General features: G+C 64.7%; 24 protein-coding genes. 20 read left to right on the forward strand and 4 right to left on the reverse strand.

The window, feature by feature from the left end; genetic code table 11:
- Positions 1-46: 46 nt before the first annotated feature.
- Both ACVWZ4_RS10920 and ACVWZ4_RS10925 read left to right on the forward strand, forming a co-directional pair.
- Positions 47-961, forward strand: coding sequence for a phosphoribosylaminoimidazolesuccinocarboxamide synthase (locus ACVWZ4_RS10920; RefSeq protein ID WP_456740279.1), 915 nt, complete (start codon positions 47-49; stop codon positions 959-961).
- Between the two features lie 584 nt (positions 962-1,545).
- Positions 1,546-1,980 (forward strand): hypothetical protein, encoded by a 435-nt coding sequence (locus ACVWZ4_RS10925; protein WP_456700630.1) that lies wholly within the window; start codon positions 1,546-1,548, stop codon positions 1,978-1,980.
- Between the two features lie 51 nt (positions 1,981-2,031).
- Here the strand turns inward: ACVWZ4_RS10925 and ACVWZ4_RS10930 are convergent, their stop codons facing one another.
- Entirely contained in the window at positions 2,032-3,522 is a 1,491-nt protein-coding gene (locus tag ACVWZ4_RS10930; RefSeq protein ID WP_456700629.1) for an NAD-dependent succinate-semialdehyde dehydrogenase, read from the reverse strand.
- Positions 3,523-3,683: 161 nt separating this feature from the next.
- Positions 3,684-4,004, reverse strand: coding sequence for a hypothetical protein (locus ACVWZ4_RS10935; RefSeq protein ID WP_456700628.1), 321 nt, complete (start codon positions 4,002-4,004; stop codon positions 3,684-3,686).
- Between the two features lie 337 nt (positions 4,005-4,341).
- Between ACVWZ4_RS10935 and ACVWZ4_RS10940 the strand changes: the two genes are divergently transcribed.
- Both ACVWZ4_RS10940 and ACVWZ4_RS10945 read left to right on the forward strand, forming a co-directional pair.
- On the forward strand, positions 4,342-5,535 hold the full coding sequence (locus ACVWZ4_RS10940; RefSeq protein WP_456700627.1) for a serine hydrolase domain-containing protein: 1,194 nt from the start codon (positions 4,342-4,344) through the stop codon (positions 5,533-5,535).
- 108 nt (positions 5,536-5,643) lie between these two features.
- Positions 5,644-7,350, forward strand: a complete 1,707-nt coding sequence (locus ACVWZ4_RS10945) for an AMP-binding protein (protein WP_456700626.1) — start codon at positions 5,644-5,646, stop codon at positions 7,348-7,350.
- 158 nt (positions 7,351-7,508) lie between these two features.
- Here the strand turns inward: ACVWZ4_RS10945 and ACVWZ4_RS10950 are convergent, their stop codons facing one another.
- Complete coding sequence (locus tag ACVWZ4_RS10950) at positions 7,509-8,510, reverse strand: adenosine kinase (RefSeq protein ID WP_456700625.1); 1,002 nt, start codon at positions 8,508-8,510, stop codon at positions 7,509-7,511.
- A gap of 186 nt (positions 8,511-8,696) precedes the next feature.
- Here ACVWZ4_RS10950 and murJ point away from each other — a divergent pair, with 186 nt between their 5' ends.
- From murJ to trmB, 15 genes are all read left to right on the forward strand, one after another.
- Positions 8,697-10,229 carry a murein biosynthesis integral membrane protein MurJ gene (murJ, locus tag ACVWZ4_RS10955; protein WP_456740280.1) on the forward strand — a complete coding sequence of 511 codons (1,533 nt, stop codon included), beginning with the start codon at positions 8,697-8,699 and terminating at the stop codon, positions 10,227-10,229.
- A gap of 68 nt (positions 10,230-10,297) precedes the next feature.
- A complete protein-coding gene (gene trpS, locus ACVWZ4_RS10960; RefSeq protein WP_456700623.1) occupies positions 10,298-11,350 on the forward strand; it encodes a tryptophan--tRNA ligase in 1,053 nt (350 codons plus the stop codon).
- Positions 11,351-11,477: 127 nt separating this feature from the next.
- Positions 11,478-12,047 (forward strand): NifU family protein, encoded by a 570-nt coding sequence (locus tag ACVWZ4_RS10965; protein WP_456700622.1) that lies wholly within the window; start codon positions 11,478-11,480, stop codon positions 12,045-12,047.
- Positions 12,048-12,135: 88 nt separating this feature from the next.
- Entirely contained in the window at positions 12,136-12,831 is a 696-nt protein-coding gene (gene tsaB / locus ACVWZ4_RS10970; protein ID WP_456736735.1) for a tRNA (adenosine(37)-N6)-threonylcarbamoyltransferase complex dimerization subunit type 1 TsaB, read from the forward strand.
- Positions 12,828-13,313 carry a ribosomal protein S18-alanine N-acetyltransferase gene (rimI, locus tag ACVWZ4_RS10975; RefSeq protein WP_456700620.1) on the forward strand — a complete coding sequence of 162 codons (486 nt, stop codon included), beginning with the start codon at positions 12,828-12,830 and terminating at the stop codon, positions 13,311-13,313. The genes tsaB and rimI overlap by 4 nt, the downstream gene beginning before the upstream one ends.
- Positions 13,314-13,351: 38 nt before the next feature.
- On the forward strand, positions 13,352-13,807 hold the full coding sequence (locus ACVWZ4_RS10980; protein ID WP_057746941.1) for a Fur family transcriptional regulator: 456 nt from the start codon (positions 13,352-13,354) through the stop codon (positions 13,805-13,807).
- 5 nt (positions 13,808-13,812) lie between these two features.
- Entirely contained in the window at positions 13,813-14,493 is a 681-nt protein-coding gene (locus tag ACVWZ4_RS10985) for an HAD family hydrolase (RefSeq protein ID WP_456736737.1), read from the forward strand.
- Positions 14,494-14,671: 178 nt separating this feature from the next.
- Complete coding sequence (gene miaB, locus ACVWZ4_RS10990; RefSeq protein ID WP_456700618.1) at positions 14,672-16,069, forward strand: tRNA (N6-isopentenyl adenosine(37)-C2)-methylthiotransferase MiaB; 1,398 nt, start codon at positions 14,672-14,674, stop codon at positions 16,067-16,069.
- Between the two features lie 64 nt (positions 16,070-16,133).
- Positions 16,134-17,132 carry a PhoH family protein gene (locus tag ACVWZ4_RS10995; protein ID WP_456700617.1) on the forward strand — a complete coding sequence of 333 codons (999 nt, stop codon included), beginning with the start codon at positions 16,134-16,136 and terminating at the stop codon, positions 17,130-17,132.
- A gap of 60 nt (positions 17,133-17,192) precedes the next feature.
- Entirely contained in the window at positions 17,193-17,702 is a 510-nt protein-coding gene (gene ybeY / locus ACVWZ4_RS11000) for an rRNA maturation RNase YbeY (protein WP_092236831.1), read from the forward strand.
- A 1-nt stretch (position 17,703) separates the two neighbouring features.
- On the forward strand, positions 17,704-18,822 hold the full coding sequence (locus ACVWZ4_RS11005) for a hemolysin family protein (protein ID WP_456700616.1): 1,119 nt from the start codon (positions 17,704-17,706) through the stop codon (positions 18,820-18,822).
- Positions 18,819-20,432 carry an apolipoprotein N-acyltransferase gene (gene lnt, locus ACVWZ4_RS11010; protein ID WP_456700615.1) on the forward strand — a complete coding sequence of 538 codons (1,614 nt, stop codon included), beginning with the start codon at positions 18,819-18,821 and terminating at the stop codon, positions 20,430-20,432. Before ACVWZ4_RS11005 ends, lnt begins: the two co-directional genes overlap by 4 nt.
- A 222-nt stretch (positions 20,433-20,654) precedes the next feature.
- Positions 20,655-21,068 carry a helix-turn-helix domain-containing protein gene (locus tag ACVWZ4_RS11015; protein WP_057746952.1) on the forward strand — a complete coding sequence of 138 codons (414 nt, stop codon included), beginning with the start codon at positions 20,655-20,657 and terminating at the stop codon, positions 21,066-21,068.
- A 113-nt stretch (positions 21,069-21,181) separates the two neighbouring features.
- Positions 21,182-22,309 (forward strand): M20 family metallopeptidase, encoded by a 1,128-nt coding sequence (locus ACVWZ4_RS11020; RefSeq protein ID WP_456740281.1) that lies wholly within the window; start codon positions 21,182-21,184, stop codon positions 22,307-22,309.
- Positions 22,306-23,016 (forward strand): tRNA (guanosine(46)-N7)-methyltransferase TrmB, encoded by a 711-nt coding sequence (gene trmB / locus ACVWZ4_RS11025; protein ID WP_456736741.1) that lies wholly within the window; start codon positions 22,306-22,308, stop codon positions 23,014-23,016. Before ACVWZ4_RS11020 ends, trmB begins: the two co-directional genes overlap by 4 nt.
- Before the next feature lie 97 nt (positions 23,017-23,113).
- Here trmB and ACVWZ4_RS11030 read toward each other — a convergent pair whose 3' ends face one another.
- Positions 23,114-24,196, reverse strand: coding sequence for a DUF2336 domain-containing protein (locus tag ACVWZ4_RS11030; RefSeq protein WP_456740282.1), 1,083 nt, complete (start codon positions 24,194-24,196; stop codon positions 23,114-23,116).
- 392 nt (positions 24,197-24,588) lie between these two features.
- On the opposite strand from ACVWZ4_RS11030, the gene rimP reads away from it, so the two are divergent.
- The gene (gene rimP / locus ACVWZ4_RS11035; RefSeq protein WP_456700611.1) at positions 24,589-25,350 is read left to right on the forward strand and encodes a ribosome maturation factor RimP; all 762 of its coding nucleotides are present in this window, start codon (positions 24,589-24,591) and stop codon (positions 25,348-25,350) included.
- Position 25,351: the final 1 nt, after the last annotated feature.

A 25,351-nucleotide genomic window follows, 5' to 3' on the forward strand; every position in this document is an offset into this window, starting at 1 on the left:
CCGTGCCATCGGGTGCGGCCGGATATCCTTTCCGAAAGCTCTGCCGATGACCACGATGCTCTCCAGCGACCTCCCCCTGACCAAGATCGGCCGCGGCAAGGTGCGCGATGTCTACGCCGTCGACGACGACCGCCTGCTGCTCCTCACCACCGATCGCATCAGCGCCTTCGACGTCGTGATGGGCGAGACCATCCCGATGAAGGGCGCAGTGCTGACCCAGATCAGTGCATACTGGTTCAATAAGCTCGAAGGCATCGTGCCGCATCACATGATCAGCGCCGACACCGACGAGATCATCGCGGCCGTCCCGGCGCTCAAAGCCCATCGCAACGAAATCCTCGGCCGTGCCATGCTGTCGCGCCGCACCACCGTATTCCCGATCGAATGCGTGATCCGCGGCTATCTCTCCGGTTCGGCCTGGAAGGAATATGCGACGAGTGGAACGCTGGCCGGCGAGACGCTGAAACCCGGCCTCGTCGAGAGCGAGAAGCTCGACCCTTCGATCTTCAGCCCGGCGACCAAGGCGGAGACCGGGCATGACGAGAACATCACCATCGCGAAGATGCGCCAGGTCGTCGGCGATGACGTCGCCACCACGCTCGAAAGCATGACGCGTGCGATCTACACGCTCGGCGAGGAACTGGCGCGCGAGCAAGGCATCATCATCGCCGACACCAAGTTCGAGTTCGGCCGCGACAAGGACGGCCGCATCATCCTGATCGACGAAGTGATGACGCCGGACTCGTCGCGCTTCTGGGCCGTCGATGCCTATAAACCCGGCCGGCCGCAAGCGAGCTTCGACAAGCAACCCTTGCGCGACTATCTCGACGTCGAGCGCCGCGCCGGCCGCTGGAACGGCGACGCGCCGCCGCCGCCATTACCGGCGAGCGTGGTGGACGCCACCAGCAAGCGGTACCTGGAAGCGTATCGGCGGGTGACGGGTCGCGAACTCAAGATCTAGGCTCGCATTGCCTCTCGCTCCGACGTTGCGAGCGAAGCGGAGAAATCCAGGATCTTACCTCGGAGACGGTCTGGTTAATTCGCAACGGCGTGGGAAGAGCCCTGTCGTCGTCCTGGACAAGCGAAGCGCATATCCGGACCCACCCATCCAGGCCGAGGTCGACAGCGTGCTCTATGTCTGAACACGGATCAGTTCGATGCGATCTGAGAAAAGCCCCCACGCTCAGCCACAAGCTGCTGATTTCGGCTGACCTTTGCGAACCTGACAATCGCGGCGGCCCTGACGGCTTGTGCCGATAAAGCCTCTGATAGGGCAATTGGCGTGACCCATTGCGCCGCCCTTGGGACAATAGCTCCTGGCCCCGCTTTCCAATATGATCCGGTGTGCCATTGGCACTCGAGCACGACCGGGCGTGCCTCCAATGAACCTTTGCTTGTCAGAATTGCAAGTGCGGCCGCCTGCGCCGAAGGCAAATGGCTTCGGTTGCCGTCGCTCCTGAACCAGCGCGAAGAAGACCGCCAGGGACCGCGCAACGGCCCCTGGACATCGGAAGCGTATTTGGAAGACAGCAATGGAGACGAAACATGACACGTACACGTGCGACAAGAATTGCAATAGCAGTCTCGACGTTCACCTGCGCGGCGCTGTTCTCCTTCGGCTGGTCCGGGGAGCGCGGCGTCTCGGTATCGGTCGACAGCGCACAGGCGCGCGTCGGTCGCCCGCTGACTCCCGTGAGCGTTGCCGGCGTGGCGCGTCGACAGGCGCGGCGAGCCGCGTACGGATACGGTGCCGCCGCAGTCGGGGCGGGCGCCGTAGCCGCTGGCACGGCCGCCGCGATGGCCGCGACGTCACCGGGATGGGGGACCGGCCCCTACACGGGCACGGACTATTATGCGAATAGCGGTCCCTACGCCTCTTACGCCTACTCGCCGGACGAATGGCGCAGGCGAAACGGCATGGTCTGCGAACCCGGGACGATAACCAAGATGGACGACGGCCACATGTATCGCTGTCAGTAAAGGCACAAACGAGAGGAGCAGGAGGCGGCTTTCGGGCCGCCTCCCGCCGATTTAAACCCCCGCCATCATCACGTATTTGATCTCGACATATTCTTCCATGCCGTGGCGCGAGCCTTCGCGCCCGAGACCGCTTTCCTTGACGCCGCCGAAGGGCGCCACTTCCGTCGTGATCAGGCCGGTGTTGACGCCGACCATGCCTGACTCCAGCGCTTCGGCGACGCGCCAGACGCGGCCGATATCACGGGAGTAGAAGTAGGACGCGAGGCCGAACGGCGAGGCATTGCACATCGCGATCACGTCCGCTTCGTCCTTGAATCGGATCACCGGCGCCAGCGGGCCGAAGGTTTCTTCCTGCGATACCAGCGAGTCGGGCTTCACATCAGCCAGCACGGTCGGCTCGAAGAAGGACCGCCCGAGCTCGCTGCGCTTGCCGCCGGTCACGACCTTGGCGCCGCGCTTGACGGCATCCGCAATGTGGCGCTCGACCTTGTCGATTGCCTTCATGTTGATCAGCGGGCCTTGCGTGACACCGGCTTCCGTGCCGTCGCCGATCTTCATCGCCGCGACCTTTGCGGACAGTTTCTTGACGAACTCGTCGTAGATCTTGTCCTGGGCGTAGATGCGATTGGCGCAGACGCAGGTCTGGCCCATGTTGCGGTATTTCGAGACGATCGCGCCCTCGACCGCGGCGTCGATGTCGGCATCGTCGAACACCACGAACGGCGCATTGCCGCCGAGCTCGAGGCCGAGCCGCTTCACACCGACGGAAGCCTGCCGGTAGAGGATCTTGCCGACGGCGGTCGAGCCGGTGAAGCCGACGAAGCGCACTGCCGGATGCTCGCACAGCACCTTGCCGATCGGCGGAGCGTCGCCCGTGATGATGTTGAGCACGCCCTTCGGGACACCGGCTCTCTCGGCGAGCACGGCCAGCGCCAGCGCCGACAGCGGCGTCTCGTTGGCAGGCTTCAGCACCACGGTGCAGCCCGCAGCGAGCGCGGGCGAGACCTTGCGCGTGATCATCGAGTTCGGGAAATTCCACGGCGTGATGGCGCCGCAGACGCCGATCGGCTGCTTGATCGCGAGCAGCCGTGCATCGGGGCGCTGCGTCGGAATGGTCTCGCCATAGACGCGCCTCGCTTCCTCGGCGAAGAACTCGATATAGGCGGCGCCGATATCGACCTCGCCGAGCGCCTCGGACAGCGGCTTGCCCTGCTCGGAGGTGAGGATCAGCGCGAGGTCCTCGCGGCTGGCGACGATCAGCTCGAACCATTTGCGCAGAATGTTGGAGCGCTGCTTGGCGGTATGCCTGGCCCAAGCGGGAAAGGCGCGCTGGGCGGCTTCGACCGCCTTGGTCGTCTCGTCCGCGCCAAGCTGCGGAACTTTCGCGATCTCGACACCGGTCGCGGGATTATTCACGGCAAACACGGGCGTCCCGACCCAGGCTCCGTCGATGTAGCAGGCCTCCTTCAGCAGCGACGGGTCCTTCAACCGGTCACGCAGGGTGGCTGTGGCATGCTGGGCGCGTGCGGCGGTCGGCGTCATGGCGTACTCCTCGGACGATCAGGATCGGCCCGGAATATAGGGACATCGGGTGCACAATGCAGGGTCCCGCAACGCACATCTGCTGAGAGTAAAAATGGCAGCGCTGCCTCTTGCCTCTCCCCGCCGGGCATTGCGGACGCGTGAGCAAATGCCAGCAGCAACTACGCTGCGCCGTTCAGATAGGTCTCGCGCCGGCCGATCATGCGCTCGGCGGCCGCCTTGGCACCGGCCTTCGAGGAGGTCGCGCAGGTCCGGTATTCGAGATCAGGCGCGTCGGAGGTATCGCGGCGGCCGAACCAGGACTTCGATCCCACCGGCAGCAGCGCCAGCGATTGCGCCAGATTGTCGACCGCGCCGAACGAATAAAGCGCACCGGTGCCTGCGATGCGGACCTCGTAAATACCGGGCGAGATCGGCGCTTCCAGATTGTCGCCCCGTCCGGGACGGGGATAGCGCTTCCATTCGCTCCAAGTCGAAATCATCTCAGGTCCCCCGCGGCCGCCAGGCGGTCGCCAAATTTGCTTCAAGTCTTAACGTCAGCCGCCGATCGGGCCATCAGCTCAACGCCGCATCGCACAAAACGTTTCAAGTGCTTCAAACACCCGAAACATACCGCCTGAGCCCATCCAAGGTCATGGTGAGCTGCAGCGATCCACCGCAGATTGTGAAGAAGTGTTGCAGATCAGTCGTCCCGCGCGGAGCGCAGGCGGTCAAGTCACGACATCGCGACCGCAGGATGCATATCGCCACGCTTGCCGCGCAGCGGATGCGGGAGGACAATCGATCACTTCCAACGATAATCAAACCGGAGGAAACGCGATGCAAAGCAAAGCTGAGATCGATCAGATTCTGAGCAAGGCAAGCGACGCCAAGGACATTCCCGGCGTCGTTGCGATCGCCGCCAGCGGCAGCGATGTTCTGTATCAGGGCGCGTTCGGCAAGCGCGATCTATCCAAGCCCGATGCGATGACAATGGACAGCGTATTCTGGATCGCCTCGATGACGAAGGCGGTGACATCGGCCGGCGCGATGCAGCTGGTCGAGCAGGGCAAGCTGTCGCTCGATGCGCCGATCGGTTCGCTGCTGCCCGATCTCGCCAACCCGCAGGTGCTGGAAGGTTTTGACGCCAAGGGTGAGCCGAAACTGCGGCCGGCGAAAAGCGCGATCACGCTGCGCCAGCTCATGACCCACACCGCCGGCTTCGCCTACAACGTGTGGAACGGCGATTGCGCGCAATATCTGGAGAAGACCGGAACCCCGAACATCTTTTCCTGCCAGAACGTCGCGCTGAAGACTCCGATCATGTCCGACCCCGGAACGCGCTGGGAATATGGCATCAACATCGACTTCGTCGGCAAGGCGATTGAGGCCGTGAGCGGCAAACGTCTCGATGCCTACTTGCGCGACAACATCTTCACGCCGCTCGCCATGAACGACACCGCGTTCAAGATCACCGAGGACATGCGCAAGCGGCTGGTCGCCACGCATGCGCGCGGCGAAGATGGATCGTTGACACCGATCCCGTTCGAGATCGAGCAGAACCCGGAATTCCACATGGGCGGTGGCGGCCTTTACAGCACGGCCGGCGACTACATCAAGTTTACCCAGATGATCCTCAACCAGGGCCGCGGCAGCGGCAACCAGCTGCTGAAGCCCGAGACGGTCGCGCTGATGCGCCAGAACCACATCGGCGATCTCACCATCGGCAAGATGACCACCGTGGCGCCCATGTACACCAACGACGTCGATCTCTTCCCCGACATCGTGAAGAAGTGGGGACTGTCCTTTCTGATCAATACGGCCAAGACGCCGGAGGGCCGCAGTGCCGGCAGCCTCGCGTGGGCTGGTCTCGCCAACACTTATTTCTGGATCGACCCGGAGCGCGATGTTTCCGGCGTGATCCTGATGCAGGTGTTGCCGTTCGTCGATGCAAAATGCTTACAGGCGTTCGCGGGATTCGAGCGAGGCGTCTATGCCGGGCTCGATGCGGGCAGCGGCAAGAAGGCGGCCTAACCCCTTAGTATGAGGCGCGCGGCGTCGCGCGCCTTCCCGGCAAGGGATAACCTCGTGCCCGAAGGCCATCGGCTCCAGGGCACGGGGCAATGATTCGAGGAGGCGAACTTGGTCAACGATCTTGCAGGCAAAGCCGACAGCTACGTTTGCGGCCTCTCGGACACGCCGCTGCTCGGCGACACCATCGGCCGCAGTCTCGACCATGCGGTGCGGCGCTGGGGCAGCCGCGAGGCGCTGGTCGCGCCCGGCCACGGCGTGCGCTGGACCTGGACGGAATTCGCCGAACGTGTCGACGCGCTCGCCGCAGGCTTTCTCGCGCTCGGCCTGGAACGCGGCGAACGCATCGGCATCTGGTCGCTGAACCGTCCGGAATGGACGCTCACTCAATTTGCCGCTGCCAAGGCCGGCCTGATCCTGGTGACGATCAATCCCGCCTATCGGCTCAGCGAGCTGGAATTCGCGCTGAAGAAAGTCGGCTGCGCTGCGATCGTGACCGCGACGGCGTTCAAGACCAGCCAATATATGGAGATGCTCAACACGCTGCTGCCGGAGCTCGCGAGCGCCAGGCCCGGGCAGTTGCAGGCGGCGCGGCTGCCGGCGCTGCGGATGGTGATCCAGATCGGCGGACCTTCGGCGCCCGGGACTGTCGCCTTCGAGGACGTCGCGCGCATGGGCGGCGCGAAGCATCGCGAGCAGCTCGCCGCGCTCGGCGCGGCGCTTCAGTTCGACGATCCCGTCAACATCCAGTTCACGAGCGGCACCACGGGATCACCGAAGGGCGTGACGCTGACCCACCACAATATCCTCAACAACGGTTATTTCACGGGACGTGCGATGCGGCTGACCGAACGGGATCGCATCTGCATTCCCGTGCCGCTCTACCACTGCTTCGGCATGGTGATGGGTAACCTCGCCTCCGTCACGCTGGGCGCGACCATGGTCTATCCCGGCGAAGGCTTTGATCCGCTGGCGACGCTGCGCGCGATCGAGCAGGAGAAATGCACGACGCTGTACGGCGTGCCGACGATGTTCATCGCGGAGCTCGATCATCCCGAGTTCAAGAATTTCAATTTGAGATCGCTGCGCACCGGCATCATGGCCGGCGCGCCCTGCCCGATCGAGGTGATGAAGCGCGTCAATACCGAGATGAACATGGGCGAGGTCACCATCGCCTATGGCATGACCGAGACCAGCCCGGTCAGCTTCCAGAGCGCGACGGACGACCCGCTGGAACGGCGCGTCTCCACCGTCGGGCGAATTCATCCGCATGTCGAGGTGAAGATCGTCGATCTCGAAGGCAGGATCGTCAAGCGCGGCGAACGCGGCGAGCTCTGCACCCGGGGTTACAGCGTCATGCTTGGCTATTGGGAGGAGAAGGAAAAGACCGGCGATGTGCTGGATGCCAATGGCTGGATGCACACCGGAGACCTCGCCACCATCGATGACGAGGGCTATTGCAACATCGTCGGCCGCATCAAGGACCTGGTGATCCGCGGCGGCGAGAACCTCTATCCGCGCGAGATCGAGGAGTTTCTGTACCGTCATCCCAAAGTCCAGGACGTGCAGATCTTCGGCGTGGCTGACAGCCGCTACGGCGAGGAGCTCTGCGCCTGGATCCGCGTCAGGCCGGGCGAGACGCTGACCGCGGAGGAGGTCCGCGCTTTCTGCGATGGCCAGATCGCCCACAACAAGATCCCGCGCTATGTGGAATTCGTCGACGAATTTCCGATGACCGTGACCGGCAAGATCCAGAAATTCGTGATGCGGGATGCGGTGGAGCAGCGGCTGGGGCTGAAGGCCGCGAAGACGGCGTGAGGTGGTACGCACACCTGACGCCGCATCGTCGTTGCGAGCGTAGCGAAGCAATCCAGCCTGCCCCGCAGAGACAGTCTGGATTGCTTCGTCGCTTCAGCGCAAAATTGCTTTGCAATTTTGTCGCGAGCTCCTCGCAATGACGAGGAGAGAGACGCGCGCTAGACCGTCAGTCCGCGCTGCTGCGCCAGCTGTTTCAGGGAAACCTGCGGACGCGCGCCGATGTGCTGGATGACTTCGGCGGCCGCAAGTGCGCCAAGCTCGCCGCACTGCTTGTGCGAGAGATCGCGCGAGAGGCCGTACAAGAAGCCGGCGGCGAACAGATCGCCGGCGCCGGTGGTGTCAACCAGCTCCGTGATCGGCGAAGCGGGTGCGGCGACAGCATCCGTCGGCGTCACGACCACGCAGCCCTTCTCGCTGCGGGTGACCACGCCGAGCTTGACGTCGTTGCGCAGCTGCTTGAGCGCGGTGTCGAAATCGGAGGTCTCGTAGAGCGAGTGCAGCTCGGACTCGTTGGCGAACACGATGTCGGCGGTGCCGCCCCGCATCAGCCCCAGGAATTCGTCGCGATAACGGCCGACGCAAAAGGAGTCCGACAGCGTCAACGCCACCTTGCGGCCGGCCTCGTGGGCAATTTTTGAGGCCTTGAGGAAGGCTTCCTTGGCGCCCGGCGGATCCCAGAGATAGCCTTCGAGATAGACGATCTTGGCGGAAGCGATCTCGGCCGCATCGATATCGGCCGGCGACAGATCCTGCGCCGCGCCGAGATAGGTGTTCATGGTGCGCTCGCCATCACCGGTGACCAGGATGTAGGAGCAGCCGGTGGCGGGGCCGTCCTTCGCGGCCGGCGTATTGAAGGCGACGCCCGAAGCGCGGATGTCGTGGACATAGAGCTTGCCGATCTGGTCGTCCTTGACCTTGCCGACATAGGCGGCACGTGCGCCGAGGCTGCCGATGCCGACGATGGTGTTGGCGGCCGAGCCGCCGGAGACTTCCGTCGCCGGGCCCATGTCGGCATAGATCGCGGCGGCCCTGGCCTCGTCGATCAGGGACATGCTGCCCTTGGTCATGCCGTGCTTGGCGAGAAAAGCCTCGTCGGTCCGGACCAGCACGTCGAACAGCGCGTTGCCGATGCCGAGAACGTCATATTTCGCGTCAGCCATTCACCTTGATCCTGTTTGCCGCATTGCGGACCCCACGGAAATCCGCTTCCTGTCGGCCTGAAATCTGGCTCGCGGCCTATCACGACCGGGCCGCCACGGGCAAGCAACGAGCGTTGTCTTCTGACGCGTTTTCTTCACGCGAGCCGGAGACCACTTCGCTCGAAAACGCTATGGTATATCCACGCAATGATCCGCTCCTTCCTGACCGTCTCGACGGGAACACTGGCATCGCGGCTGCTGGGCTTTGCTCGCGATTCCCTGATCGCGGCGCTGCTCGGCACCGGCGTCGTGGCGGACGCCTTTTTGGCCGCCTTCCAGCTCGTCAACGTGGTGCGGCGGCTGCTGAGCGAAGGGGCGTTGAATGCGGCCCTGATCCCGGCCTGGCTGCGCGTCCGGGAGCGCGACGGCGAAGAGGCTGCGTCTGCCTTCGCCGGACGCGTGCTCGGCACGGTCAGCGTGGTTCTGATCGTGATCTCGATCGGCATTGCGCTTGTGATGCCCGTGATCATCATGGTCATCGCGCCGGGCTTCGTCGGAAGCGCCTCGCTCGATCTCGCCGTCCAGAACGGGCGGCTGATGCTGCCTTATCTCGCCTTTGCCGGCCCGGTCACGGTTCTGATGGGGCTGCTGAACGCGCAGGGGAGATTTGCGCTCACGGCGTTCTCGCCGCTGCTGTTCAACATCGCGCTGATCGGGACAATCGCGACGCTGCTTGCCTGGCACGCCGATGCGTCCTTGGCGGCATGGACGCTGGCGGCGACCGTCGGAATTGCCGGCCTGCTGCAGCTCCTGATGCTGCTGTCGCAGCGAAGCGCGCAACTTGCGACGCCGTTGCGCGTGAGTTTCGGCGAGGAGATGCGCGGCTTCTTCGCCAAGGCGATCCCCGGCATGATCGCAAGCTCCGGCCCGCAATGGCTGATGGTATCAGGCGCGATCATCGCCTCGGCCACGCCATCCGCCGTCTCCTGGCTGTATTTCGCCAACCGTCTGATCGAGCTGCCGCTCGGCATTGTCGGCGTCGCCATGGGCACGGTGCTGGTGCCGGAATTGACGCGCGCGGTGGGGAGCGCCGACCGCGCGGCCGTCGCGCATGCGGAATCGCGCGCACTGGAACTCGCAGCCGGGCTCGCACTGCCCGCTACGCTCGGCCTCGCCGTGCTGGCCGAACCGATCGTGCGGCTGTTGTTCGAGCATGGCGCCTTCGGCGCGGAGGACAGCGCGGCGACCTCACGCGCGCTGATCTGGCTGGCGCTGGGTCTGCCGGCGCACGTGCTGATCAAGGCGCTGTCGCCCGCCTTCTTTGCCCGCGGCGACACGATCGCGCCGCTGCTCGCAACCGCCAAAGGCCTGGTGGCGGCGATCGCGCTCGCCGTCGTGCTCGGGCATTTCTTCGGCGCGAGCGGGATCGCCGCGAGCATCGCCGCCGGCGCCTGGAGCAGCGCCGTCTCGCTGCTCCGGAGAGGCACCAGCGAATTCGGCTTCTCAGTCGATGCCGACGCCCGCGAGCGGCTGCCGCGAATCGTGCTTGCCGCAGCCGCCATGGGTGCCCTGCTCTGGCTGACCACGGGGCTGATACCCTCAGAGACCCACCGCCTCGCCCGCTTCATCGTGCTGGTCCTGCAGATCGCGGCCGGGATCACCGTCTATGGCCTGCTCCTGCAAATCCTTGGCGCCGCCTCCCTGCGCGCGGCGGTCAACGCCCTGAAACGGCCCACTTAGCGAATTGCCCTTGACGGGGCAGCGCCGCTGTTGGAAACGACGGCCGACCACCTATGGGAAGGCGTGCCATGCCATTCGTTGAACGGGTTTTTTCGGGCGTCCAGCCGACGGGCAATCTGCATCTCGGCAATTACCTCGGCGCGATCGTCAACTTCGTAAAGATGCAGGAAACCCACAACTGCATTTATTGCGTCGTCGACATGCACGCGATCACGCAGGGCGTGGACGTCTGGGGCGGGCCGACCGAGCTCGCCCGTGTTACCCGGGAGGTGACCGCTGCGTTCATCGCCAGCGGCATCGATCCGAAGAAGCACATCGTGTTCAACCAGAGTCAGGTCGCGGGCCATGCCGAGCTTACCTGGATCTTCAACTGCGTCGCGCGCCTCGGCTGGCTGAACCGCATGACCCAGTTCAAGGAGAAGGCGGGCAAGGATCGCGAGAACGTTTCCGTCGGGCTCTACGACTACCCCGTGCTGATGGCTGCCGACATCCTGCTTTACCGCGCCACTCACGTTCCTGTTGGCGAGGACCAGAAGCAGCATCTCGAGCTCTCGCGCGACATCGCGCAGAAGTTCAACAATGATTTCGGCGACTCGATCCGTAGCCACGGCGCCAGTGATGGCCTGTTCTTCCCGCTGCCGGAACCCTTCATCACGGGGCCGGCGACGCGGGTGATGAGCTTGCGCGACGGCACCAAGAAAATGTCGAAGTCGGATCCATCCGACAATTCGCGCATCAACCTGACCGACGACGCCGACACCATCGCGCAGAAGATCCGCAAGGCGAAGACCGATCCGGAGCCGCTGCCCTCAGAGGAAAAGGGCCTGGAAGCGCGCCCCGAAGCGGACAATCTCGTCGGCATTTTCGCCGCGCTCGCCAATCGCTCCAAGGCGGACGTGCTGCGCGAATTCGGCGGCGGTCAGTTCTCCAGCTTCAAGAACGCGCTGGCGGAGCTGTGCGTCACCAAGCTCGCACCGATAGCCGGCGAGATGAAGCGCCTGGTCTCCGACCCCGGCCACATCGACACCATCCTGAACGACGGTTCCGACCGGGCCCGCGCCATCGCCGAGGAGACCATGAACCTCTCCAAGGACATCGTCGGCTTCATCCGCCGACGCTGAGGACGCCATAACCTGCTGAAATCCTTGGGCGAACCTCGATTCGCCCCTTGATCGTGCGTTCCCCGTCGCCATCTGCTACTGGATGGAGCACGCGCCGGCCTTGAACCGGCGACGTCTGGAGAAAGCCATGTTCATTCAAACCGAAGCGACCCCCAATCCCGCCACGCTGAAGTTCATTCCGGGCCGCGCCGTGTCCGACGGCAGCCCGATGGAGTTTTCGAGCCGCGAAGCCGCAACGCGTTCGCCGCTCGCGGAAAAGCTGTTCGATGTGCCCGGGGTCACCGGGGTGTTCTATGGATCCGACTTCATCACCGTGACCAAGGCTGATGGTGAATGGCAGCAGCTCAAGCCCGCGATCCTGGGTGCCATCATGGAGCACTACATGTCCGGCGCGCCGCTGCTCGCCGGCGGCGAAGCGCAGGGCGACACCGATCTCGACGACGAAGACGAGTTCTTCGACGAGGCCGACGCCGAGACGGTCGACATGATCAAGGACCTGATCGAGACGCGGGTGCGGCCGGCCGTCGCCAATGACGGCGGCGACATCACCTTCCGCGGCTTCAAGGACGGGATCGTCTATCTCAACATGAAGGGCGCCTGCTCCGGCTGTCCGTCATCGACCGCGACGCTCCAGCACGGCATCCAGAACCTGCTGAAGCACTTCGTGCCCGACGTGGTCGAAGTCCGGCCGATGTAACCAGTGGGCGAATGGTGAGTAGCGAATGGCGAATGGCATTCCGATCGGCTAGACTATTCGCCATTCGCCATCAGCCATTCGCTTTTTCATGTTGATTCTTGCCATCGATACCGCGCTGGAGGCATGCGCGGCCGCCGTGCTTGATACCGACGCCGGCGAGCTCCTTGCGCGGGAGCAATCGCTCATGAAGCGCGGCCATGCCGAGGCCCTGATGCCGATGATCGCGCGCGTCATGCAGTCGGCCGATCTCACTTTCACGTCGCTCGACCGCATCGCGGTCACCGTCGGCCCTGGCAGCTTTACCGGCCTGAGGGTCGGGATCTCGGCGGCCCGCGGTCTCGCGCTTGCGGCCAAGCGCCCGGCCGTCGGGCTGACGACCTTGTCGGCCTTTGCGGCCCCCATCGTCGGCCGGAGCGGACCCGCGCCGGTGATCTCGGCCATCGATGCGCGGCATGATCACGTCTATTTCCAGATCGTCGGCGGCGACGGCAGTCTGCTGGTGCGGCCGAGCGTTGCTGCCATCGACGAGGCGATCGCCGCTTCGCAATTCGGCGCGCCGCATCTGGTCGGCAACGCCGCCAAGATTCTCGCCGATCGCTGGCCGGCGGATGCGCCGCGACCCGTCGCGGTCGACGCGCAGCCCGCGCCCGACGTCAGCTGGGTGGCATGGCTCGGCGCCGCGGCGAATCCGGACACGACTCCGGCACGGCCGTTCTATCTGAAGGCGCCCGACGCAAAGCCGGCGGCCCAACCGCTGTTCGCAGCTCCAGCCGCCACCTCATGATGAAATGGCTGTCTGAATGGTGGCGCGGCGGCACGGCCGCCGTCGAGCCCGCGTCGGCGCGCGACGCGCAGCGGCTGGCGCAGCTTCACGGCGCCTCTTTTGCGCAGGGCTGGGGCGAAAGCGAATTCGAGGCCATGCTGAGCGAACGCAACACGCTCGTTCATCGCTTGCGCCTGGGGCGCAAGATCATCGGCTTTGCGGTGTCGCGGATCGGCGCGGACGAAGCCGAGATCCTCTCCGTCGCGGTCGACCCGTCCCATCGCGGCCGCGGCCTCTCCCGCACCCTGCTGATGACCCATCTCGGTCACCTTGCAGGACGCGGGGTGCGAACGATATTTCTGGAAGTCGAAGAGAACAACCAGCCGGCGCGACGGCTCTATGACAAGGGCGGATTCGTGGTGGTCGGCCGCCGCGAACGCTACTATAAGCAGGCCAACGGGGAACAATTGAACGCGCTTCTGATGCGACGTGACTTGTCGTAACATCGGTGGCGGACAGCGCCCCGTCAGGCGGACACGATATGACTGGACTTAAACCTTCTTCCGCATCCAAGGCCACAGGCATCGAGGCGCGTTGTGCCGCCACCGGCATGCGCATGACCGAGCAGCGCCGCGTCATCGCCCGCGTGCTTGCGGAAGCAGTCGATCACCCTGACGTCGAGGAATTGTACCGGCGCTGCGTCGCGGTCGACGACAAGATCTCGATCTCGACGGTCTATCGCACGGTCAAGCTGTTCGAAGATGCCGGCATCATCGAACGTCACGATTTCCGCGAGGGCCGCGCGCGCTACGAGACAATGCGCGACAGCCATCACGACCATCTCATCAATCTGCGCGACGGCAAGGTGATCGAGTTCACCTCCGAAGAGATCGAGAAACTTCAGGCCGAGATCGCCCGCAAGCTCGGCTACAAGCTGGTTGATCACCGGCTCGAGCTCTATTGCGTCCCGCTCGACGACGACAAGCCGACGTCCTAAGCCTCGTGCCGATAGATCTCATCATCTTCGATTGCGACGGCGTGCTCGTGGACAGCGAAGTCATCTCCTGTCGCGCACATGCGGAGGTGCTGACCCGGCATGGTTATCCGATCACCTCCGAGCAGGTGTTGGTGCGCTTCCTCGGTGTCTCCGAGAAAGACGCGCGGCGGATAGTCGAGCAGGAAATCGGTCGCGATCTTCCCGATGATCTGGAACAACAGGTAAATGCTGCCACGCTGCAGTGTTACGCGAGCGATCTGCAACCGATCACCCATGTGGCCGCGGCGATCGGCGCAATCGATTTACCCAAATGCGTTGCATCGAGCAGCACACCAAACAAGATCCTTCACGGCTTGACCTGTGCCGGGCTGCACGACCTGCTCGCTCCGCACATCTTTTCGGCAAGCCAGGTCGCACGCGGCAAGCCCGCACCCGATCTGTTCCTGTTTGCCGCTGGCCAGATGAAAGCCGCACCGGAACGGTGCCTCGTGATCGAGGACAGCGTCCCCGGAGTGACAGGCGCGCACGCAGCCGGAATGACGGTGCTCGGCTTTCACGGAGGCAGCCACTGCCCGCCGGGTCACCCCGAAAGGCTGCGCGCCGCGGGGGCAGCCGTGACGTTCGACGACATGCGGCAATTACCCGAGCTGGTCCGACGGGCCGGAGCGGGCGCTCTGGCGGGGTAAACGTCGCGGTCATTCCCGGGCAATTTAGCATTGCGCCCGGAATCTCGCCGAAAACCTTCCGATTCCGGGTTCGCTCGGGCTGCGGGCGCCCCGGAATGACCTTATGACCCCCAATCGCTGGATTTTCGGCCCCTCAGCCTATATTTGAGAGCCGTCCTCCACCTCACCTCCGGGTTCCATGACGCCGCCGCGCAAGCTGCACATCAAATCATATGGTTGCCAGATGAACGTCTACGATGCCCAGCGCATGGTGGATACGCTGGCGCCGGAAGGATTCGTGGAGACTGCCAGCGCCGAAGACGCCGATCTCGTCATCCTCAACACCTGCCACATCCGGGAGAAGGCCTCCGAAAAGGTCTATTCCGAGCTCGGCCGCCTGCGCGTCGCCAAGGACGGGGCCGCGCGCGAGGGCCGCGCCATGCAGATCGCCGTGGCGGGCTGCGTGGCGCAGGCCGAGGGCGAGGAGATCGTGCGGCGCGCGCCCACAGTCGACGTCGTGGTGGGACCGCAGAGCTACCATCATCTGCCGGAACTGCTGAAGCGCGCCGGCCATGAAGGCCGCGCGATCGAGACCGAATTTCCCGCCGCCGACAAGTTCGGCTTCCTTGCGCAGCCCAAGCCCGATGCGATCCGCGCGCGCGGCATTTCCGCTTTTGTCACGGTGCAGGAAGGCTGCGACAAATTCTGCACCTTCTGCGTCGTGCCCTACACGCGCGGTGCCGAGGTCTCGCGCCCCGTCGCGAAGATCGTGGACGACGTGAAGCGGCTTGCCGAGAACGGCGTGCGCGAACTCACGCTGATCGGGCAGAACGTCAACGCCTATCACGGCGATGGACCAGACGGGAAAACCTGGGGCCTCGGCAAGCTGCTGGAGCACCTGGCCAAAATTCCCGGCATCGCGCGGCTGCGCTACTCGACCAGCCATCCCCGCGACGTCGATGACAGTTTGATTGCAGCCCATCGCGATCTCGAGACCCTGATGCCGTTCGTGCATCTGCCGGTGCAGTCGGGGTCGGATCGGATTCTCGCCGCCATGAACCGGAAACATACCGCCGATGATTATCGCGAGGTAATCGACCGTTTCCGGTCCGCTCGCCAAGACATTGCTTTTTCATCGGATTTTATCGTCGGCTTCCCCGGCGAGAGCGAGCAAGATTTTCTCGCCACCCTCGCGCTTGTCTCGCAAATCGGCTACGCTGCGGCGTATTCGTTCAAATACTCCGCCCGGCCGGGAACGCCGGCGGCGGATATGCAGGAGACGGTGTCCCCCGCCGAGATGGACCAGCGATTGGAGCGGCTCCAGGAAGTGATCGACAGCCAGCAATCGGCCTTCAACAAGGCTGCGATTGGCTCAACGGTCGACGTGCTGTTCGAACGCCCGGCGCGCAAGGACGGCCAGATCGTCGGCCGCACCGCCTTCCTCCAGCCCGCACACGTCATGGCCTCTCCCGACATCATCGGCAAAATCCTGCCTGTCAGGATCGACAGTCTCGAGCGTTACAGTTTCCTCGGCGAGCTCGCCACGCCACGCGGTGCGCGCGAGCCCGCTTTATCATCCATCGCCACGGGAGCCTGAACCCTTGCCCAAAAGCGCATCGGATTCGTCTTCTATCGCTCCCAGCCGCAAGTTTGATCGCGACATGCAAGTTCCGCCCGAGACCCAGGTCGTCATCGACTTCGACGACAATCGCGCCGCATCCGCGCTGGTCGGGCCTTATGGTCAGAACCTGGCGCAGATCGAGCGGCGGCTCGGCGTCGTCGTGGACTCCAAGGGCAACCACATCACCATCGGCGGCACCCGTGACGGCTGCGACGCGGCACGGCGCGTGCTGGAGACGCTCTACGCGCACGCGGTGAAGGGGCAGGATGTCGACCAGGGCGAGGTCGAAGGCGCGATCCGTGCCGTGATCGCGCAAGGGTCGCTGTTCGAGTTCGACGCCAAATCGGCCAAATCGGCCTTCGACAGCATCAACTTGCGCAAGCGCCCGGTGCGTGCGCGCACGGCTGCGCAGGATTCCTACATCCGCGCGCTGAAGCGCCATGAGCTGGTGTTCGGCATCGGCCCGGCCGGCACCGGCAAGACCTGGCTCGCGGTCGCGCATGCCGCGCAATTGTTCGAGCGCAAGGAAGTCGACAAGATCATCCTGTCGCGTCCGGCGGTCGAAGCCGGCGAACGGCTCGGCTTCCTGCCCGGCGACCTCCGCGAGAAGGTCGATCCTTATCTGCGTCCGATCTACGACGCGCTTTACGACCTCATGGACGCGCGCATCGTCGAGCGCGCGCTGCAGACCGGCGAGATCGAGATCGCGCCGCTCGCCTTCATGCGCGGCCGCACCCTGACCAATGCCGCGATCATCCTCGATGAAGCGCAGAACACGACATCGATGCAGATGAAGATGTTCCTGACCCGTCTCGGCGAGAACAGCCGCATGATCGTGACGGGCGATCCCTCCCAGATCGACCTGCCGAATGGCCAGACCTCGGGTCTGGCCGAGGCGACCAGGCTGTTGAGCGGCGTCGAGGGCATTGCGCAAGTTCATTTCAAGGCCGAGGACGTGATCCGCCACGAGCTCGTGGCGAGAATCGTCGCCGCCTATGAAGGGTCGCCGCAGCGGGCGCCGGCCGGCAACAAATCCTGACGTGACAACATCAGGACCAAGCGGGCGCTGACACTGCGCCTTATCGTTCCGAACAAAGCCATGTCACATCCCAACCTTCCCACCACAGAGGTCCTCGTCGTCGCCGATTGCTGGCAAAGCGAGCCTGACGCCGAAGCCGTGATCCAGCGTGCCGTTGCAGCCGCCGCTGAATCTGTCGGCGAAGACGTCGCCGAGGCAGAAGTGGCCGTGATGCTGACCGATGATGCCGGCATCCGCACCCTCAACAACAATTGGCGCGGCATGGACAAGCCGACCAATGTGCTGTCGTTTCCCGCGCTGCAGCCCGAAGGCGAGTGGAAGCCGGGCGATGCGCCGCGCATGCTTGGCGACATCGCGATCGCCTACGAGACCATGCGGCGCGAGGCGGACGAGGAACACAAGCCGTTCGATCATCATTTGAGCCATCTCGCGGTGCACGGTTTCCTGCACTTGATCGGCTACGATCACGAGAACGACGACGACGCGGAGGAGATGGAAGCGCTCGAAACCGCGATCCTGGCGCATCTCGGCATTCCCGATCCCTATGCGGACCGCGCGGGGACGCACTGAGATGCCGGATTCCGAGCCTATTCACGATAATCCGCGCAACACGGCCAACCTGCCGGCCGTGGTGGCGCCGGGCGAGGTCATGCGCCCGACGGCGGACGGCTGGCTGCTTCGCGCCATCCGCTCGCTGTTCGGCTGGAAGGCGGGCTCGGTGCGCGACGATCTCCAGGTCGTGCTCGACGCGTCGACGCCCGATGACACCGGCTTCTCCGCGGTCGAGCGCACCATGCTGCGCAACATCCTCGGCCTGCACGAGCGCCGCATCGCAGACGTCATGGTGCATCGCGCCGACATCATCGCAGTGAAGCGCGACATCCCGCTCGGCGAGTTGATGGACCGCTTCGAGAGCGCAGGCCATTCGCGCCTCGTCGTCTACAATGAGACGCTCGACGATCCCGTCGGCATCGTTCACATCCGCGATTTGCTCGCCTTCATGACGGCGCGCGCGCGTGTGTCGGAGGCTACCAAGACCAAACGCAAGAAGCCGCTGCCGGCCGGGCTCGATTTGCGCGCCGTCGATCTCGCGCTGCCGCTGCAGGACGCCCGCATCATCCGCAAGCTGCTCTATGTGCCGCCGTCGATGCGGGCGATCGACCTGCTCGCGCAGATGCAGGCCACGCGCATTCACCTGGCGCTGGTCGTCGACGAATATGGCGGCAGCGACGGCCTGGTTTCGCTCGAGGACATCGTCGAGCAGATCGTCGGCGAGATCGACGACGAGCACGACAGCGACGAGCCGCCGTCGATCGTCCGCCTGGGCGACAACGCCTTCATTGCGGACGCCCGCGCCAGCCTCGACGACGTCCGCACCGTGATCGGCGAAGACTTCGTCACCGGCGAGGCCGGCGAGGAGGTGGAGACGCTCGGCGGCTATCTCGTCAGCTTCGTCGGCCGCCTGCCGGTGCGCGGCGAGGTGATCTCGGGCCCCGGCAATTACGAGGTCGAAGTGCTGGATGCCGATCCGCGCCGCGTCAAGCGGCTGCGCATCTCGACACGGAAGGAACGTCCCGCCCCGCGCACCCAGCGCGAGAGAAGCCGCCGCGAGGCCGCGCCGGATAGCGGCCAGCCGTCGGCCGGCGACACGCCGGCCCCGCCGCCCGGCGAGGGGACCGGTTCGCAGTGAACGCGTTCCAGCGATTTCGGCAGATCGCGCTAGCCATCATCCTGACCTGGGGATGGAAGCGCGCGCTCCTGGCGATGGCGTGTGGCGCGTTATCCGTTCTCGCGCTCGCACCGTTCAATGCGTGGCCCGTGCTGTTCATCACCTTCCCCGTGATGGTCTGGCTGATCGACGGCGCCGGCGCGGGGCGCTATGGCGGCGTCCCCGCTGCGGCGCTGACCGGCTACTGGTTCGGGCTCGGTTATTTCGTCCCTGGCCTGTACTGGATCGGCAAGGCTTTCTTCGTCGAGGCGGACGTGTTCGCCTGGCTGACGCCGTTCGCCGTGCTGGGCCTGCCCGCCTATCTCTCGATATTCACTGCGATCGGCTTCGGGCTGGCCCGCCTGCTCTGGACCAGGGACGCCACCCGCATTCTCGCGCTCGCCGCGAGCCTCACCATCGGCGAATGGTTGCGCGGGCACGTGCTCACGGGCTTTCCCTGGAACGCCTTCGGCTATGCGCTGTCGGAGCCGCTGCCGCTGGCGCAGACGGCGTCCCTGATCGGCCAATGGGGCATGACGTTCCTCACGATTGCGATCTTCTCGGCGCCGGCGGTGCTAATCGACCGCACGCGCAATCGGAGCCTGCCCTGGCGCGTGCCGGCCGCTGCGCTCGCCCTGCTGGTCGTCATGGGTATCTTCGGCGCGATCCGCCTGTCGCTGCATCCGACCACGATGGTCGCCGGCACCAGGCTGCGCCTGATGCAGCCGGACCTGCAGCAGGATGCGAAGTTCAACTACTCCGCCAAGGCGGAGGTGATGAAGAAATACCTCGCGCTGTCGGACCGCGCATCTGGCCCCCAATCGACCGGTGTGCGCGATGCCACCATCCTGATCTGGCCGGAATCCGCCTTTCCGTTCTTCCTGACCCGCGAAGCCGATGCGATGGCCGAGATCGCCGAGTTGCTGCCCAAGGGCACGGTGCTGATCACCGGATCGGTGCGTGCGCCCGATCTGCCACCGGGCAGGCCGATCACGCGCGCCTACAATTCGATCTATCTGATCGACCATGACGGCAGCGTGCTCGCCGTCTACGACAAGCTGCATCTGGTTCCGTTCGGCGAATATCTCCCGTTCCAGGACACGATGGAGAAGCTTGGCTTCGAGCAATTGACGCGGGTCCGTGGCGGATTCATTCCCGGTACGGTGCGGCACGTGCTGCCGGTGCCGGGCGCACCGCCCGCGCTGCCGCTGATTTGCTACGAGGCGATCTTCCCCGATGAGGTCGGCACGCGTGACGAGCGCCCGGGCTGGATGGTGAACCTCACCAATGACGGCTGGTTCGGCATCTCGACCGGTCCGTACCAGCATCTGGAGCAGGCGCGGATGCGCGCCGTCGAGCTTGGACTGCCGCTGGTCCGCTCGGCCAACACCGGCATCTCGGCAGTGATCGATCCGGTGGGACGCACGGTGGCCAGCCTCGGCCTCGGGGTCGAGGGCATTTTGGATGCAAATCTGCCCACGGCAATCCCGCCCACGATCTATGCGAGGATAGGCGACATCCCCGCAGCCATGCTTGTCGCACTGGCCGTCATTCTGGCGGTGCGACGACGTTTCGCCAAACGGCTCCCCTGATCACACCGAGATCGGCGCAGCGGCCGGAATCCCTTGAGAACGGCAGTCCCACGGTTGACAGACTGCACGGCGGCTCCCCATTCTGCACCGGCTGCACAAGTCAGCGGTGCATTGCTAAATTTCTCCGCAATGTTTCCCCAATCAGGGTGAAGTTTTGACGTCGCTGTCGCCTGAGGCAAACGTTTTGATTGCGCCGCGGGTGGTGTTTGGAGGGCTGAGGACATGTCGAAAGCGCCCAACCCTGTTGACAAATATGTCGGCAGTCGCGTGCGTATGCGCCGCATCATGTTGGGCATGAGTCAGGAAAAGCTCGGTGAAGCTTTGGGCCTGACCTTCCAGCAGATTCAGAAGTACGAGAAAGGCACCAACCGCGTCGGCGCCAGCCGCATCCAGCAGATTGCGGAGATTCTGCAGGTGCCGGTGTCGTTCCTGTTCGAGGGCGGACCGAGCGGCGTCGCCGGACCGGACGGTTTCGCCGAAGGTGCTTCGCCCTCCTATGTCTCGGACTTCCTCGCGACCTCAGAAGGGCTCGCACTGACCAAGGCGTTCACCCGAATCACCGATTCGAAGCTGCGCCGTTCGATCGTCGATCTCGTCGAGCAGATTGCCGCCCGCGAAGGCCCGGACAAGCGCTGACGCTGTTTCATTCCGATTTGAGGCTGCGCCAAATCTGGCCTATGTCGTCATTTGCGGATGCGCTTTGCGCCGCCTCCGCTTAAGTGATGCGATTCGAAGGCACAGAGACCTCCATGGCGAACTCCAATCCGTTCGATTGCCAAACTATCCTCGCTGGTATCCGCCGCTGGGTGGAGATCGAGACGCCGACCGAAGTGCCAGAGCAGGTCAACAAGCTGACCTCCGTGGTTGCCGATCATTATCGCGATCTGCCCGTGACGCTCGAACGCGTCGCCGGCGTCGATGGCTGCGGCGATCATCTCCTGGTGCGGTCGACCTGGGGTCAGGACCGGCCTGGTATCCTGGTGCTCAGCCATCTCGATACCGTGCATCCCATGGGCTTCATTGCGCGCCTGCCTTTCAAGATCGAAGGCGACAGCGCGTTCGGCCCGGGGATCTACGACATGAAGGGCGGCGCCTACATCGCCTATCATGCCTTTCGCGAGCTTTGCGCTGCACCCGAGCGGCCACCGCTCGGCATCACCCATTTGTTCACGTCCGACGAAGAGATCGGCAGCCCCACCTCGCGCGCGATCATCGAGCAGGAGGGGCGCAAGGCCAAATACGTGCTCGTGACGGAGCCGGCGCGCGACGGCGGCAAGATCGTCACCGGGCGCAAGGGCGTTGGACGATTCGAGGTGTTCATCAAAGGCGTGCCGGCGCATGCCGGCTCCCGCCCGGAAGACGGCCGCAGCGCCATCCGCGAGCTCGCCAATGTCATCCAGACGCTGGAAGGGATGAACGACCTGAAGCGCGGCGTCACCGTCAATGTCGGCGTGGTGCGCGGCGGCACGCGGCCCAACGTGACGCCGGAAGAGGCCTATGCCGAAGTCGATCTGCGCGTGCCTGGCATCGGCGACGCGGAGGAATTCGTCGGAAAGATTCTGGGGCTGACGTCGAAAACCGACGGCGTCACCGTCACCGTCACCGGCGAGCTCAACCGCCCGCCTTACGAGAAGGGCAATGCGGGCGCCGCGCTGTTTGAGCATGCGAAAACGCTCGCCGCGGAGATCGGCTTCGAGCTGATCGACACCCGCACTGGCGGCGGCTCCGACGGCAATTTCACGGCGCCGCACACCGCCACCCTCGACGGGCTCGGCGTCGACGGCAAGGGCGCACACACCCATTATGAGCAGATCTACGTTTCATCGCTCGAGCCGCGCGCACGGCTGCTCTATCGCCTGTACCAGACGCTGCGATGAGCGAACGCAAATCAGATCCCGATCGCGCGGACGGCGAGCGCGCCTTCTTCGGACGGCGCAAGGGCCACAAGCTCAGGCAGCACCAGGCCGAGCTGGTCGACGGTCTGCTGCCGCATCTCGCGCTCGACATCACGAGCGAGAAGCCGGCGACCGCCGCCGATATTTTCGACCCCGCAGTGCAAGATGTCCGGCTCGAGATCGGCTTCGGGGGCGGCGAGCATCTCGCGGCGGAGGCGCAGAGCTTCCCCACGACCGGCTTCATCGGCTGCGAGCCCTATGTCAACGGCATGGCAAAGATTCTCGCGCAGATCGAGGCCGCGAACATCGCCAACATCCGCCTGTTCGCGGGCGACGCCGCCGAGCTGCTGGCCTGGCTGCCTGATGCCTCGCTGTCGCGGATCGATCTGATCCATCCCGATCCCTGGCCGAAGCGGCGGCACTGGAAGCGGCGCTTCGTCCAGGACAGAACGATCGCCGCCATGGCGCGCGTGCTCAAGGCCGGCGGTGAATTCCGCTTCGTCTGCGATATCGACGATTACTGCGCCTGGACGCTGTCGCATCTCGCGCGCGCGCCGGATTTCCTGTGGCTTGCGGAACGCGCCGATGATTTCCGTCAGCCCTGGCCCGGCTACACCATGACACGCTATGGCCGAAAAGCCGCGCGCGAGGGCCGCAAGGCGGCTTATCTACGCTTTCGCAGGCGCTGAAGCGCGATGAGATCGGGCCGAATCGTCATCGCGCTTTAGCTGCTTGTTGCAGCATGATCTCTTCGGAAAACCGCTTCACACTTTTCCGGATCATGCTCTAGATCGTCTGCCGGTTGCGCCAGAAATTCACGACGCGCTCGGCCGTGGTCGGCATCAAGCGGGTGAAGTTCACACGCGCCTGCTCGAGATCGGCATCGGCCGGCGTGCGATTCGGGCCATTCCACATCAGGATGAGCGCGCGCACCGTGGGCCAGCCGAGGTTCAGCAACCGCCCCAGGATCAGGATCGGGTCGTAGCGATCGCCCGAGATCAAACGGTCAAGGATCGGGAGCCTGACGCCTGACATCGCCGAGAGCGTTGCGACCGATTCCTCGTATTTGTGCGCCTTGGCGAATCCGAGCAGCGCGCTCTCGCCGAGATGGCCGCCGCGATGCAGGCCAAGCACGGTGCGTTGTGCGGCCGAGAAATCGCGCCGCGGGCCGTCCGTCAGTGCGGCTTCCTCGATCGCGATCATGGCGCGCTTGATCTCGGCCTGGCGCACCGGATTGGCCAGGGTGGAGAGCCGGCGGCGAATGACGTCGAGCGTGCCGTCCAGAAGCTCCTTGAGATGCTCGCCAGAGAGATCCTTGCGCTGGCCGATCTTGAGCGTCAACACGCCGTCCTGGCCGGCGCGCTTGATCAATTCCGAATAACCGCCGGCTGAGAACGTCGCACCGGCATTGCCGGCCGCCCGGCGTACGACGTCACGATCGCCGCGTTCGACCAGCACGTCGGTGACGTCGGCCGACAGCGTCGGCCGCTCGGTCATCGCGAGCAAATGGCCCTGGCCCTTCAGCCGGGCAATCTCGACGAGCGCGGCGTCGTCGAGCACGGGCGAGCGGCGTAACACCGGCGCCGCCACCATGATCTCGTTTTCGCGGGCGAGCTGGCGGACAAGATGAGGCGGTGCATTGTCCAGCAGCGAGAAACGCTCGGCGAGATCGACGCGCGAGGCAAGCTCCGCATGCGGCACGAGATCGATCAGGAGATTGTCGAACAGATCGATCAGCTCGGGACGGAGCCTCGCGGCGTCCTGAAAGAACAGCGCCGCGATGGCGCTCGCGATCTCGCCGCGACGCCGTGGATCGCCGCGTCTGACGATATCGTCCAGTCCGGGAATGAGTGACGTGGCAACGGTCATGAAACGCAACTCGAATCTGGCACGCCGTGGGCGCGCCATGCCTCGAGCCGCCCCACGAGCGCGGAATTTAGGCCCGCTTTGTGAACGAAGCGTTGCTCCTCGGGGCGCCTGTCGGCGCACCCAGGGGGCGCCGACTGAGGTGCAAAAAGCGCGCATCGGCCTGCGAGGGGGCCTTGTCCGGGCCGGCGGAAAGAGCTATATCAGCGCCAATTCATCTTCTCATACGATCCGCGTAGTGAGAGTGGGCCCGAAAGGACCCGCTCTTTTTTATTACCTGAACGCGGCGTGGCGGAAGAGACGGCCCGATGCAGTCGGGAAAGTTCCGAAGCGGCCATGCAGTCTTAATCAAGCCTTAACCCAAGCTCCAACCAACGCGCGCCTTGACCCCTGATATGACCGAACCGACCGCAGGTTCCACCGATGCCGAGTTGCTGGCCGAGCCGAGGCTCGTGGTCGAGCCGGGCGTGGCGGCACGGGTGTCGGCGGTCGCAGGCCCGGTGCTCGAGGGCATGGGCTACCGCCTCGTGCGGATCCGCATCTCCGGCGAGGCTGGCTGTACCGTGCAGATCATGGCCGAGCGGCCGGACGGCTCGATGCAGCTCGAGGATTGCGAGGCGATCTCGCGGGCCCTGTCACCCGTGCTCGACGTCGCCGATCCCATCGACCGCGCCTACCGGCTGGAAATCTCCTCCCCCGGGATCGACCGTCCGCTGGTGCGCCGCTCTGATTTCGAGCGCTATTCCGGGCATCTGGTGAAGGTCGAAATGGCCGTCGCCCATGAAGGCCGCAAGCGGTTCCGTGGCACGCTTGGCGCCGTCGAAGGCGACCGCGTGCACCTGCATCGCGATGACGCCAAGGCGACCGACAACGCCGATGTGCTGCTGACGATGGAAGATATCGGCGAGGCACGGCTGGTGCTGACTGATGAGCTGATCGCGGAATCCATGCGCCGCGGCAAGGCCGAGGAGCGCCGGATGCGGCGGGATCTCGGTATCGAGCCGCCGCAGGCGCCCCACGCCGAGATCAGCGCGAAGACCACCAGGAACACCAGGCCGCAAAAGCAGAAGAAGCCGGCCCCGACCAATACGAAGAAACATCGCCTTGCCGCCGAACGCGCGCGGCGCGGCGAGATCGAGCCTGACGAAGGAGACTAGC

It is taken from the genome of Bradyrhizobium sp. USDA 4472, assembly GCF_054058595.1.

What these genes read in the sequence shown, in the direction of transcription:
- ACVWZ4_RS10995 (WP_456700617.1), top strand. Translation starts at nt 16,134, where the DNA reads ATGCAAGTTCCGCCCGAGACCCAGGTCGTCATCGACTTCGACGACAAT.
- tsaB (WP_456736735.1), top strand. Translation starts at nt 12,136, where the DNA reads ATGTTGATTCTTGCCATCGATACCGCGCTGGAGGCATGCGCGGCCGCC.
- trpS (WP_456700623.1), top strand. Translation starts at nt 10,298, where the DNA reads ATGCCATTCGTTGAACGGGTTTTTTCGGGCGTCCAGCCGACGGGCAAT.
- ACVWZ4_RS10930 (WP_456700629.1), bottom strand. Translation starts at nt 3,522, where the DNA reads ATGACGCCGACCGCCGCACGCGCCCAGCATGCCACAGCCACCCTGCGT.
- ACVWZ4_RS10965 (WP_456700622.1), top strand. Translation starts at nt 11,478, where the DNA reads ATGTTCATTCAAACCGAAGCGACCCCCAATCCCGCCACGCTGAAGTTC.
- rimI (WP_456700620.1), top strand. Translation starts at nt 12,828, where the DNA reads ATGATGAAATGGCTGTCTGAATGGTGGCGCGGCGGCACGGCCGCCGTC.
- murJ (WP_456740280.1), top strand. Translation starts at nt 8,697, where the DNA reads ATGATCCGCTCCTTCCTGACCGTCTCGACGGGAACACTGGCATCGCGG.
- ACVWZ4_RS10950 (WP_456700625.1), bottom strand. Translation starts at nt 8,510, where the DNA reads ATGGCTGACGCGAAATATGACGTTCTCGGCATCGGCAACGCGCTGTTC.
- ACVWZ4_RS11005 (WP_456700616.1), top strand. Translation starts at nt 17,704, where the DNA reads ATGCCGGATTCCGAGCCTATTCACGATAATCCGCGCAACACGGCCAAC.
- ACVWZ4_RS10925 (WP_456700630.1), top strand. Translation starts at nt 1,546, where the DNA reads ATGACACGTACACGTGCGACAAGAATTGCAATAGCAGTCTCGACGTTC.
- ACVWZ4_RS11020 (WP_456740281.1), top strand. Translation starts at nt 21,182, where the DNA reads ATGGCGAACTCCAATCCGTTCGATTGCCAAACTATCCTCGCTGGTATC.
- rimP (WP_456700611.1), top strand. Translation starts at nt 24,589, where the DNA reads ATGACCGAACCGACCGCAGGTTCCACCGATGCCGAGTTGCTGGCCGAG.
- ACVWZ4_RS11015 (WP_057746952.1), top strand. Translation starts at nt 20,655, where the DNA reads ATGTCGAAAGCGCCCAACCCTGTTGACAAATATGTCGGCAGTCGCGTG.
- ACVWZ4_RS10920 (WP_456740279.1), top strand. Translation starts at nt 47, where the DNA reads ATGACCACGATGCTCTCCAGCGACCTCCCCCTGACCAAGATCGGCCGC.
- ACVWZ4_RS10940 (WP_456700627.1), top strand. Translation starts at nt 4,342, where the DNA reads ATGCAAAGCAAAGCTGAGATCGATCAGATTCTGAGCAAGGCAAGCGAC.
- ACVWZ4_RS10980 (WP_057746941.1), top strand. Translation starts at nt 13,352, where the DNA reads ATGACTGGACTTAAACCTTCTTCCGCATCCAAGGCCACAGGCATCGAG.
- miaB (WP_456700618.1), top strand. Translation starts at nt 14,672, where the DNA reads ATGACGCCGCCGCGCAAGCTGCACATCAAATCATATGGTTGCCAGATG.
- ACVWZ4_RS10935 (WP_456700628.1), bottom strand. Translation starts at nt 4,004, where the DNA reads ATGATTTCGACTTGGAGCGAATGGAAGCGCTATCCCCGTCCCGGACGG.
- trmB (WP_456736741.1), top strand. Translation starts at nt 22,306, where the DNA reads ATGAGCGAACGCAAATCAGATCCCGATCGCGCGGACGGCGAGCGCGCC.
- ACVWZ4_RS11030 (WP_456740282.1), bottom strand. Translation starts at nt 24,196, where the DNA reads ATGACCGTTGCCACGTCACTCATTCCCGGACTGGACGATATCGTCAGA.
- ybeY (WP_092236831.1), top strand. Translation starts at nt 17,193, where the DNA reads ATGTCACATCCCAACCTTCCCACCACAGAGGTCCTCGTCGTCGCCGAT.